We start from the raw sequence: 13,386 nt of genomic DNA on the forward strand, positions 1-13,386 counted from the left end.
TTTCCCATAAAAAAACCTGCTCCGAAGAGCAGGTTTTTACCTAACGGGATGGGAGTCAGATCGCTCAGGCGACCCGGCCCTTGCCCTGGATCACATCACCCCAGGCCGACTGCACCAGGCTGTTGGCCTGGCTGTCGAGCCGGTTGAGCAGGCCCATGTCGCCCGCTTCTGGGGCGAAGCTGCTCATGGCCTGGATCAGCTTGTCCACCGCCTGATGGGAGAGCGCGCTGTAGCTGCGCTCGCCGTCAGCCTGCTGCTCGCCAAGCCCGATCACCAGCTGGGCCCGGTTGTCGGCGAAGTAGTTGCTGAAGGTGGCACTGCCCAGCTGCTCGAACTTGCCCTGCTCGCTGGTACCGTCGGTATGACGGTTGACCAGCAGTTGCAGATCGTAGCCGCTGCGCTTGAACCAGAGATCCCGCCAGCTGACGTCGTTGAAGACGATGAAGTCCTCCTTGCCGATGTCCTGCACCAGATTCTCTATCACGGCGCCACTGAACACGAAGCTGTCGACGCCGGTGCCACCGCTGAACTGGTTCTGATAACCCCCCAGCACCAGCAGGTCATCGCCGACGCCGCCATCGAGCTGGCTGAACTTGGCGACCTGATCGGCGATCAACCGATCCTGGCCGTCACCGCCCCGAATGGTGGCGTGATAGCCCATCAGCTTGACCTGGTTGTTGCCATGTTCGGCCAGCAGACGGTTGTGATTGCCAAACACCATGGCAAAGTCGTCGCCCTCTCCGAGCCGGATCTGGTTGTGATGGCCGATGGTCACCGTGAAGTCCTGATCCGCGCCGGCGTCTATCTGGTTGTAGTTGCCGGAGGTCACCAGATAATCCTGGCCGGCCCCCCCTTCCACTATGCCCTCTTCCCCGAAGATGAAGGCCTGATCGTTGCCCTCCCCCATGAAGGCGCGGTTGACACGGCCGGCCAGCACGGCGACATCGTCACCCTGCCCGCCGAACATCATGTTCTCCCGACCCATCATGATCCCGGTGTCCTGACCGGCACCGCCGGTGAAGATGTTGGAGGTCCCGGTGGCGTAGAAGACATCGTCCCCGCGGCCACCCCAGAAGTTGTTGTTGTCGCCGAGGTAGGCCCCCAGATCCTTGCCGTCTCCTCCCCAGTTGAAGTTGTAGTTGCCAAGGGAGACATGCATGTCGCCATCCCCCTGCAGGTGACCACTGTTGCGCAGGAAGTCGAAGGTCTGCTCCTTCATGTTGAGCAGATCGGCCGTCAGGTTCTGCTTGAGGTTGCTGGCCAGCGCCACCACCTCCGCCTGCTTGTCCCGGTTGAACAGGGTGGCAAACAGGTTGGGCAGACTCAGCGCATTGAAGCCGAAGGCACGCTCCTCGGTGGCGGCTGGCAGCGCCGCCGGCTTGGCGTCGCTCCCCTGCTGCACCGTCACGGTACCGGACTTGACCTCCTCGGGTGCCTCATCCTGCAGACCGTGGCTGCGGGCAAAGCTGCTGAGGGCATCTTCCCCCAGATCCAGCCCGGCTTTGAGCTGATCGAGCCACTTGGCCGGATCGGTCAGGCTCTTGAGCTGATCGCCGCCAAACTCGGCGATGACGCCCAGCATCTCCTGCAACAGGGCCGGCGCATCGATGGCCGCCCCATCGCGGGCCACCAGCTGGCCACGGGCGTTGTAATCCACGCCGAAGATGTCCGCCAGCGTGGTATCGGCCCCCACCCCGGCCAGGCGTCCCAGCAACCGGTTCTGCAGCTGGCGCGGCAGATCGGTCGGGGTGAAGGTAAAGGTGGTTTTCGCCTGCCCGCTGGCAGTGAACTCCTGGGTCATCAGCCCGAACAAGGAGCCCAGGTTGGTGTCCAAGATCGCCTGGATGTTGTCACCGAACACGAAGTTCCAGTTGCCCGTGGTGACCTGGATGTCGGCCCCCTGACCGGCCACGGCGAAGTTGAAGACCAGCTTATCGTTGGCCTGGCGCAGCTTGTCCGCCCGGCTCAACGGTCCCTGTTCCCCCTGGCCGCCGCCCGAGATCCGCTTGTTGAACTCCTTGTTGAGGGTTGCCTCCAGATCGCTCTTGAGCCCGCGGCTGCTGCGCTCATGGTCGCTGTCCAGACGCGTGAGCGAGCCGTATTCGATGCTGCTGGTCTGATCCAGCCCGGCCATGTCGGCCACGAACTTGTTGGCACCGGCCAGGGTCCACTGATCCCACTGGCTGGCCACCCAATCCGGCTTGGCACCGTCACCGGCGATCTGCTGGAGGGCACCGGCAATACGGGCCGCCCCGCCAAACGGGTTGACCAGCGGCGGAGTGGGGATGGATTTTTCCAGCATCACGATGAGATCGTTGCTGCGCCCCTGGTTGAAGCTGACATTGCGTTGCCCCACGAACAGCTGGGCCCCTTCCAGCGCCCGGTAGCCGGCGATGTCGACGCTGTGTTTGCTGTCGCCATCCCCGATGTGCACCATGACGTTGTTGTCGCCGAAGGCCAGCGACTTCATGCCGCCCGTGCCCACCTTGACACCCAGGTTGGTGGTCCCCCAGTTGAGGGCGGTGAACTCGCCATCCCCCACGTTGACCTGGATGTTGCCCGAGTAGCTGACCGCATTGTCGGCCTGGCTCGAGGCCGTTTCCGGCTGGCGCTGTTTGTCGGGTGCGACGAAGGTCTCGTCGTTGTCGGCAATGGCGCCCCGGGCACGGCTTTCGCCCTCGCCCACCTTGGCCAGCACGATATCCCCTTCAGCCACACCGCCGCGCACCCGCTCGTTGTGCGCCACAGGTTCGCCGGCGTCATCCAGGGTCAATACCACCTTGTTGGCTGCCACCTTGCGAGCCCAGACATCCGCCTCATCGCGGGTATGCTTGCGCCCGCCCTGATCGACCGCCACTTCACTGCTGCGGGCCGATACCTGGGTACGGATCCCCTCGCCATCCAGCGCCTGAATAAAGCGGCGGGCAAAGCCGGTCTGCAGGTCCTCGCTCACCAGGGAGCAACCCACCAGACTGATGTGGCTCGGCTTGGTGGTCACGCCAGCCTCTTGCTGCAGGCGATCGCCCAGGCGGCGCAGATGACCGGCCAGCTCGTCGGCGCTGTAGCCGCTGAGACGACTGTTGTTCTGCCCGTCCGCATCGCGGCCATGCCCCACCACCTGCCAGCGGATATTGCCCGCCAGTTGCGCAGGGTCGCCATACACCACCCGATAGTTGCCATCCGCATCCAGCTGTACCACCAGACTGCGGTCTGGGTGCTTGCCAGCCAGGCTGGCCGCGGCCTTGGCGGCCACCGGATCATCTTCGGTCTGAATGATGATCTGGCTGGTGAAGCGGGTCTCGCCCCCTTCACTGCCCGGCACCACCTCAGGTCGCTGCCACTGCTCGACCCGCTGGTTGCGAACCGGCTGATCCGCGCCATCCAGCGCCGCCGGCGTGCGGCTCAACAAGCCGCCAACAATCTGCTCGGCGTACTGACTCATCAGGCGGTTGCTGGCCAGATGGCCATAGAAGGTCTGCTCGCCGCTGACCTGATAACCGGCCACGGCCAGCTTGGCCCGCAGTTTTTCCCCTTCGCTGCCGAGCCCTTCGTTGTCGGTCAGCAGCATGATGGGGGTGCTCTTGGGCAGGCCGTCGAGGTTTTTCTCCACCGAGAAACGACCGTTGACCGCCTTGGCAAGCGCCCCCACCAGACCGCCCGGGTTGGGCAGCTCGTGGGCCGTGATCGCCTTGCTCATGCTGGGCATGGGGCGATCGAGCAGCAGCCCGCCCACCGGCTTGCCCTGCTCGGCGGCATAACGGACCAGGTCGGCGGCGATGGGCCCGCCCATGGAGTAGCCATGGATCAGGATCTTGCCAGGCGCCACCCCGCGCTCTTCCACCAGATAGCGGAACATGGTGCGGGCATCCTGGTAGACCCCCTGCTCGCTGGGTCCGCCATCGCTGGCCCCATAGCCACGCAGGTTGACCGCCAGCATGTCGACGCCCTGCTTCTGATAGTGGCTGCGAACCGCATCGGCCTGCTCCTCGGCGGAAGAACCCGAACCATGCAGGAACAGCACCACCTCGGGCTTGCCATCCTGCGGCGTCCCTGGCCGCTCGGCCCCCTTGTGCAGGTAACCGGACAGACGGCCGGCATCCCCTTGCAGGGTCACCGGCTCGGCCTCGCCCTTGCTCACCGCATGGTCGAGCAGTTGGCGGGTGATGTCGCCCACCTGGCGCCGCTCATCGCGGGTGCCGTAGAGGTTGTCGTTGAGGAAGCGGGTCAGCGGATTGAGTGGCTGTTTGTCCAGCGGGGCCGAACCATCGTTCGCCACGGAGACGGGTTTGCCGGAGCCTGCTGACAGCTCACCATCGGCAAGCGTATCGCCCTTGCGTGGCGTGCCAAGGGCGACCAGCTCATCGAGCTGCGCCGTATAGGCATGCTGCTGATAGAACTCGAGAGTACGGCCGAAGGCACCATCGAGGGCAGCCTGTACTGACACCTTGCTGTCTTCGCCAGCCAGATCGATCAGATCCCGGTAGTTGGCGGTATAGCTCTCCAGCACCTGCTTGCGCGCATCCCCGCTCTCCTGCAGCGCTCGATAGACCGCCAGACTCTCGTTCACCGAGTGACCACCATCGAATACCAGGAAGGCAAGGGTGTTGAGGTAAGCCTGGCTTGGGGAGTAAGCAGGATCTTTGGCCGCCAGATAGTTGTTCAGGTGGACCATGATGTTGGTCGAGCCGGAAGCACCTGTCACCACGGACAGCCCCTTGTCCAGCGCATTGCGCTCAAAGGTGGTCTCCTTGCCCGGTGTCAGGATGCGGCCATCCGCCACGCTGCGCCCGTTCAGGAAATCCTCGTACTTGTCACCACCGGGCTGGTAGTGCAGACCGGTGCCATAGTCGCTGGTGGTACGGCCAGGCAGGTCGACCTGCAGCAGACCATCCTTGGCCGAAGCAACCTCGGTACTGGTCGAGCGCGCCTTGGTGATGACGCTGCCGTAGAAGCGATCGCCCTCTCTCTTCCAGTTGGCCGTGTCCATCCCAAGCTCGGGGTGGGTGGCCATCTTCACCGCCAGGAAGGGGACCTTGATGACATCGAAACCGTTGTCGACCCGGGTCATCATCTGCTTGAAGTTGGCAAAGGTAGGCTCGGCCAGGAACTCGGTCAGACTGGGCACCCGGCTGAACCAGGGACGGGTGTCTTTCTTGATGGCCTCGGCGAATGCCGCCATTTTCTTGTCGATGCGCTGGGTGCGGGTGGCCTCATCCAGTTGCAGTGTCTGGATCCAGTCATCAAACTCCTTCACCAGCTTGGATCCCAGCTGTGCCGAGGTATCGAGCGCGGCCTGCGATGGTGCCGTCACCAGCCCATGAGCGATCTCCGAATCGAAGCGACGGCCAAACAGGTTGTCGATGTACTGGCCGGTCGCCTTGCTGCGCTGGGCATCTGCCAGCAGCGATTGGGCCAGCACCTGCAACTGCGGATAATCCCCCAGCGTCTTGCTGGCGGTTTCAAACAGGGCGATGGTACGCGGCCCCCGCACGTCGCCAGACAGCCAGAGGGACTTGATCTCTGCGGCCAGCTGGCGGGTTTGCGGCGTGTCGAACTGGTTCAGCTGGTGCGCAAATGCGATCAGACTGTCATGCTCGGTGCGCGGCGCCTGTCGCTCGGCGCGGGAGTTGGTCTCGGTCAGTGACCGGATACCAAGCTCGCTCACCTTGGCGATGTCGGTGGCACTGAGCTCGCCCACGGCACCGATAATCCGGCCGATGCCATCGAATACCAGTTGCTCTTCAAAGCGGGCAGCCTGCTCCGGCGGCAAGGCCAGCCCATACACGCCAGCGCTCTTGGCTCGGGAGGCAAACGTATGGCTCAGCAAGGATGCCGCTTCGAAACGCAGCGCCTTCACTTGCTCGCCGCGCCGGGCAAACTCTTTGGGGTCACGCGCCTGCCACTGGGTCAGGCTCTGTTCCAGCAACCCCAGATTCGCCTCCGATGGTTGCTGTTGCACCCGCACCACGGCCTCACGCACCGCCTTGAGGCGCTCGCTTGGCAGATCGATGGAGAGCTTGCCCAGCTGGCGACGGGTGGAGTCAATGAAGCCGTTGTCTCCGCTCTTGAGCAGCTGGAAGGCAAAACCGGCGGTCTCGGGAACGGCGACGGCCGGTCCCCGCACAGGGTGGTCCAGCGGGGCCGTATCAGCATTCGCCACGCCCGGGCTCTGGTCTCCCGGTTTGTGGCCGCCTAGGGCCTGCAGTCCGCTCGTCACCTCTGCTTGATGCTCGGCGGTGAGCTGGCTCCATGCCTCGGCATGGTTGGCCATCACCCACTCGGCCTTGTGGTTGGCAGAGGCCACCTTCTTGGCATTCTTGACCGGTGGCAGCCCCTGGCGCTCCCGATAGGCCTGATACCAGCTGTCGAAGTCCGCGCTCTGCTCGACCAGATGGTTGACCGCCGCCACTATGGTACGACGACTGACCGGGTCGAACTGGTCGAGGGTCTTCACCTCCACCCTGGCGGTCGATTCCGACTTCGGCACAAACTGGCTCAGCTCGTTCGGTACCTGGCGGAACTCGAACAGGATGGCCGGCTCGGGGTGCTTGCTGTCCCCCGTGGTCGCATTGTTGATGCCATGCCCGGCTACCTCGCCACCAAATTTGAAGTAGTCATAGATGTTCTGTGCCAGCGCCGGTGAATAGGCCGACTTGAGGGTCGCCAGGATCTGCTCGGACACCAGCTTGCGGTCATGGGCACTGAGCAGGGCCAACATGGCCACCGGCTTGGTTCTTGGCAAGATTTCCCAGGCATTCTTGACCTTGGGATCGGTCAACCCCTGGGCGTTGGGCGTGATCCCCTCGGCCAGCGGATCCCAGTCATTGATGTGAATGCCGTATTCCCGGGCCAGATCGGCCGTCTTGCCATAAATGGAAGTGAGGTAGGCAAACACATTCTGTGCGGTGGCCGCATCTTCCCACTGCACATTGGCCGTGTTGGACAGCAACAGCTCCTTCAGCTCGGGGTGATACCAGGGAGCGGACTCCAGCAGCCGGATCTCCTGGGAAGAGCCGCTACCAAACGCCTTGGCGCTGACCGCCACGGTCGCCTGCTGGCCGCTCGGCGTCATGCCGATGGTCTGCCCCTGACCGTCACGGGCGGCGCCATTACCGGCCGCGATCACGTGGTTGGCATTGGAGATGACCAGGGTGAAACGGCCATCCTCGCTCACGAGATCGGACAGTCTGGTGTGATTGGTCTGGCCGATGTGCTGGGTGAACTCTCTGGCAAGCCAGAGCATGGCCTCCTTGCGAGCTTCCACCGCCTGCTGATCCTGCATCTCGCTTGGATAGGTCACCAGCTCGATGGTATGGGTCTGCCACTGGTTGATCCCTTTGACATCGCTGATCCCGGCGGGATTGGTGTACCCCCCCTGGTTCATGTCCTTGGTCAGCATGAACAGCGGGTTGCCTGCCGCATCGTGCACGTAGCCAAACTTCTGTGCCGAGTTCTTCGGCAGCGCCACCACCAACCCAGTCAGCTCGTTCTCGATGCCGATGGAAGAGCCGTCGAAGTGACTGCTGAACTCAGGCACGGCCTTGCTGCCCGTGCGGGGGCCATGCAGACCGGTGAGATCCACGGCCGCCGTGGCCAGTACCTCATGCTGCTGCACCGGTTTGGTCGCCGTGGCTGTCGCCTGCACCTCCTGCTGCACCTGGCTCGGCGTTGGGGTCGGGGCCACCGGTGGTGTCGCCGGTTGACGGATCCCGGCATTGATCTGCAGCCGGTTGACCGCCGCCAGCGCCCCGTCGAGGGCGGACTGTTCCTGCTCGCTCAGCCCGGTGGCAGTGTCGATGGCCGAGGGTTGGACCTCATCAGGAGCAGATACGGTGCCGACGGCTGGCACATCCAGCTCGCCGGCCTGCGGCAGGGGCTGTGCGGTGGCCGAGGGCTGGCCGGGCTGGGCACCCTGGCGGTTCGGCTTGTCGCCGCTTTGCTTGAGGCTCGCCGCATTCTGTTTGGCCTGGTTGGCCTGCAAACCGGCCTGGCTGGCCGCCTGCTCGCCGGCGAGCTGCGCCTGGCTGGCATTCGCTTCGCCCTGCTGCTGCCGCGATGCTGCCTCCCCCTGGCGAGCCAGCGCGTCGAGACGGCGCTGTTCGGCCTGGGCGGCCCGCTGCTGGCCAGCCGCCTCGGCGTCACCTTGCAGCTGTTCACTGCGCTGCTGACCCGTCTTGGACTTGGCCTGCGCGCTATCGACCTGCTGATGCTGCGCCTCATGGCGAGATCTGGCCTCTTCGATCGCCGTGCCAGCAGTGTTGCCGGCATCGTCCAGATCTTCCTGGACCGTGCTCAGCAGACGATCGGCAAAGCCGGTGCGCCAATGCTGGCCGGATGGCTCGCTCGCCGCGTCGGACGCTCTGACCTGCTCGAAGCGGCGCGCCAGGGTATCGAGCTGCGCCGTCATGTCGCCGGCTTCCGCCTCGATGGCGGCACGCTGCTGCTGGCCATTCTCCGCCAGCTTCTGCTGGTCGGTAGCCTCCAGCTGGGACTGGCTCCCGGCGATGGCGGCCAGCTGCTGCGCCTTCTCCTGCTCGAGCCGCTGTTTGTCGGCATCGGCACTCGCCTGATCGCCTCTCGCCCGGGCAGCGTTGTCGTCTTGCACCAGCTGGGCGCTGACCTGGCCTATCTCGGCCTTGCCAGAGGCGGTGGCCTCCACGTTGTCGAGCAGGTAGCCAAGGCCGTTGCTCTCACCGATACCGCGGAACGCCAGGGTGTTGCGACCCTCGCGGGCCGTCAGCGTCAGCGCCTTGCTCTGCCAGCTGCTGGCATCCCCTTCGCTGGCAAACACCCGCTCGCCATTCCACAACACCTCGATGCCGTGTTGCAGGGAAATATTGGCCCGGCGGGCAAAATCAAATGTCAGGTTGACGGTCTCGCCCGCCTTGAGGCCGGCAAGATCCTGGGAAATCTGGGTATTGCGGTCAGTCGACAGTTCGCTGACCCGGGCACCGTGCCCGTCAGCAGCCAGCCCGTAGGTGGCAGCAGAAAAATCTGCCTCGATCCCGTCACCGGCATGCTGCCAGCCGTGGGCGCCCCGCTCGAAATCGCCGTTGACGATGAGGTTTTCACCGCCCCTTGCCAGGCCTTGCTCATCGAGCTGCAGCGCCTTGTCCATGGCCTGCTCGTCGCGCTCGCCGGCCTGGCTCACCTTGCCGGTCAGACTGCCGGCCAGGGAGGATTTCACCTCGCTGATCTCGTCCAGCCCAAAGCCGCTGAGCCCCTGCACCTCGCCCAGGCTGGCCGCTTGCGGCGCCTTGAGCGGGCCCTCTTCGTCCCCCTGCACCAGATAGTTGATGGCCTGGTTGCCGGCGCTGCCGAGCAGGGTCTGCTTGATGTTGTCAAACAGGGTGCCGAGCTTGTTGCTGCTGGTATTGCTGCTAGCGATGGCCAGGCTGTAGAAATCGCCGTTGCCGATCTTGATGGCCACGTTGTGGCGGGCATAGGCCGCCGTGATGTCCAGTCCGTCACCGATCTGGACGTTGGCATTGCCCTTGCCCTTCATGACAGCAACGTTGAGGCCGTTCCCCACCTTGGTGTTGAGGTTGTAATCACCCCACACCAGGTTGACGGTGGTGCCATCACCCACCTTGACGTTGTTGTTGAACTTGCCGTAGGCGGCCGTCACGCTCAGACCGTCCCCTACCGTAGTGGTCTGGTTGACCTCCCCCTTGGCGAGGGTGACCTGGATGCCGTCCCCCACCCGGGTGACGATATTGGCCTTGCCAAGCAGCGCCTGATAGCCTTCGCCCTCCCCGACCTGGGTCACTATGTTCGCATCGCCCTTGGCCAGCACGACCTGACGGCCATCCCCTACCTTGGTGATGACGTTGGCCTTGCCCCAGGCGCCGGTGTAGCCGTCGCCGTTGCCGACCTGGGTGACCAGGTTGGCCTCCCCTTGCAGCACGGCCACTTCACGCCCATCCCCCACCTTGGTCAGCACGTTGGCGCGGCCCTTGGCGAAGCTGTAACGATCGCCGTTGCCGACCTGGGTCAGCAGATTGACGTCGCCCCAGGCGCCCTGCACCACCAGCCCGTCACCCACCTTGGTGATGAGGTTGGCGCGCCCCTTGGCCAGACCTATGGTGCTGCCGGCCCCGACGTGGGTCATCACGTTGCCCACCTCGGAAATGAGCAGACCCACCGTGGTGCCGTCACCTATCTTGGTCAGCAGGTTGCCCTTGCCCCACAGCACGCCGGCGGTGGTGCCATTGCCCACGTGGGTCAACACGTTGGCATCGGCCTTGGCGATGGCGCCGAGGAAGTCATCCCCCACCTTGGTGATGATGTTGGCCTTGCCCAGCGCCAGTACGCCGGTCAGACCGCTGCCGACATGGGTCACTATGTTGGCCTTGCCGAACAGGGCTGCCAGCGTGGTGCCGCTGCCCACCTTGGTCATCACGTTCAGCTCGCCGGCAAACAACCCCAGGCTGGTGCCGTTGCCGATGTGGCTGTAGACGTTGGCCTTGCCGATCATCAGCGCGGCTGTCAGACCATCCCCCACCTTGGTGAACAGGTTGGCCTGCCCCAGCATGGCGGCGAAGGTCTCGCCAGCACCGACGTGGGTGAAGACGTTGGCATTGCCCACCATGGCGGCCTGCGTCATGCCATTGCCCACCTTGGTCGCCAGGTTGCCCTGGGCCAGCATCAGCGCCACGGTCAGGCCGTCACCGATATGGGTGAAGACGTTGGCCTTGGCCACCATTAGCGCCAGTGCATTGCCATCGCCGACCTTGGTGAAGACGTTGGCCACCCCGCCCATCAGGGCCCAGGCATCGCCTTGGCCTATCTGGGTAAACAGGTTGCCGGCGCCGATCATGGCGGCAATCGCCGTGCCGTCGCCCACCTTGGTAAACAGGTTGCCGGCAGCCCCCATCACACCCAGGGTGTCGCCGTTGCCGACATGGGTCAGCACGTTGGCGCCCCCCAGCATCACCGCAGAGAGATCGCCATCACCGACCCGGGTCAGCACGTTGGCAGCTCCCAGCAGCAGCGCCTGGGTATCCCCCTGACCAATCTGGGTCAACACGTTGGCGCCGCCCCCCAGAATGGCCTGCACCTTGCCGTTGCCCTTCCTGGTCAGCACGTTGGCACCGCCCAGCAACACGGCGCGGGTATCGGCAGCCTCATCACCCTGGGTGACGTGAGTCAGCACGTTGGCGCCGCCCAGCAGACCGGCCGTCAGTTGGCCCGCACCGAACTTGGTCAACACGTTGGCACCGCCCACCGACAGGACGTCGAGCCGGCCGTTGCCGACCTGGGTCAGCAGGTTGAAGCCGCCCCCCGCCAGCCACAGACCGCGGCCGTCGCCCAGCTGGGTATGGCTGTTGTAACCGCCCAGCATGACCACCTGGCTGTCGCCACGGCCCTGCTGCACCGAGATGTTGCCATAGGCCAGCAGACGGGCCAAGTACTCGCCGTCACCGCTGCGCACCAGCACGTTGGCCGCACCGGCCGCATAGACATCCATCCGACCCTGGGCGCCCTGATGAACCAGCACGTTGGCCAGGCCCGCCCCGCGGAACACCAGGTCGCCGCGCTGGCCGCGCTTGATCAGCACGTTGGCCGCACCGGCACCGTTGAAATGGATGTTGCCTTCGGTCACATCGGACTCGATGACGTTGCCGCCACCGGCGCCGTCAAAGAAGATGTCACCCTTGCTCTTGCCGCCACTTTGCTGGCGGGGCAGCAACGGCTGGCTGGAGAACTCGCGGGTGGCCGGCAGTCGATCCGACACGGCCGTGACGGTATCGAGCTGGTAGCGCACCTCGCTCAGGGAGTAGCCCCCCGTCCCCATGGCGGTGAAGCCTGTATGCTCCGAAATGACCTTATCGGCCAGCCCCGCCAGGTGGTTGCCCTCCTTGTACCACGCCTTGGCGAGGTACTTGAGCGCCCCGGTCTCCCGATCATTGGCCAGCTCCACCACCACTATCTTGGTGTAGGGACCAAGCTGTTTGGCAAACACATAGGTGTTGGCCTGCGCCCGGGATTTCACCGCGTTCACGTCGACCTTGGTGCCATCCTCAAAAATGGCGTAGCCGCTCATCTTGGCGCTGGAGAGCGTCACGTCGGCAGCCGCCACGTTCACCCCGCCACCGTAGTTGATCCAGCTGTTTTCGGTCAGATCCGCTTCCACCGCCTCCAGCTTGATGCGCTGACGCCGCTCGAACACCAGATCGCTCAGCCGATAGGCGCCGTCGGTTTGCGTCGAGACGAAGCCGTTGCCCGCATCAATTTGACGACCGGCCAAGCCATCGAGGTGGTTGCCCTCCTTGTACCAGGAGGTAGCGTGATAGCGCAGGGCACCGTTCACGCCATCATTGGAGAGCTCAACCCGGTTGACCTTGGTGTACATGCCGTCAAAGAAGGCAAACAGGTAGGTATTGGGCTGCAGGCTGGACTTGATGGCCGTGACGGCCTGGGACTGGTTGATCCAGCTGCCGCCCATGGTGGCGGTGGTCAATGCGATCTCGTCGGCACGGGCGCCGGCGAAGGGGGAGCTGTCGCTGTCCGAGCCCTTGCGGGAGAGATGGTTGTAACCCCCCGCCCCCTTGAAGTGGATGTTGCCCTCGGCCACGTCCGACAACAGCCGGTTGTAGCCGCCAGCCCCGTTGAAGCGGATGTCGCCACGGGTCTGCAGGTACTCATCCTGCTCGTTGCGCAAACGGGAGAGCTCGTTCCAGCCGCCGGCCCCGTTGAAGCTGATATCCCCCTCGCGCCCCTTGCGAAACACCTTGTTGTAGGCACCGGCGCCGTTCAGGGTGACGTTGCCGGACTCCACCTGGGAGCTGATGATGTTGGCCGCACCGGCCCCCGAGAAGTGGATGTTGCCCTGCGAGCCCTGATACTGGCTGTGCCAAGTGCGGTCCAGCTTGTTGGCCGCCCCGGCGCCGCTGTAGCTCAGATCGCCGCGGTCGGTCTGGTGCCAGAGCTTGTTGTAGCCACCGGCCCCTTCGAAGCTGACGTTGCCGCTGATCCCCTTGCGGGTCAGGAAGTTGGCCAGCGCCGCTCCCTGATAGCGGATGTCACCGTCACGCCCCTGATGATCGATGTTGGTCGCACCGCTGGCGCCGGCAAAGTGGACGTTGCCGGACTGGGACTTGCTGATGTCGGCATAGCCCGCCGCCCCCTTGACGGTCAGGTTGCCGGAGTCGTCAACCACCTTGAGGTAGGCGGCACCGCCATAGACGCTGTCGTTGCCCGTACCGGTATAGACGGTGGCACCGATGGAACCGACCCTGATGGTGTCGTCACCACCATAGGCGCGGATGACACCGCCAAAGCCATAGGCATCGATCTCATTGTTTCCGTCATCTGCCGTGTAATTACCGGTAAAGAAGTACTCAATACTTCTCCATACACTCTTTCCCATGTATTAACTCATTA

Annotated in this window: 1 protein-coding gene; it reads right to left on the reverse strand. The window is 64.3% G+C overall.

Features of this window, described 5'->3' with window-relative positions:
- Positions 1 to 64: 64 nt before the first annotated feature.
- Complete coding sequence (gene rtxA / locus PG900_RS07425) at positions 65 to 13,372, reverse strand: MARTX multifunctional-autoprocessing repeats-in-toxin holotoxin RtxA (RefSeq protein WP_270831190.1); 13,308 nt, start codon at positions 13,370 to 13,372, stop codon at positions 65 to 67.
- Positions 13,373 to 13,386 lie beyond the last annotated feature (14 nt).

This window comes from Aeromonas sp. QDB03 (assembly GCF_027707985.1).
Taxonomy (GTDB): Bacteria; Pseudomonadota; Gammaproteobacteria; order Enterobacterales; family Aeromonadaceae; genus Aeromonas; species Aeromonas hydrophila.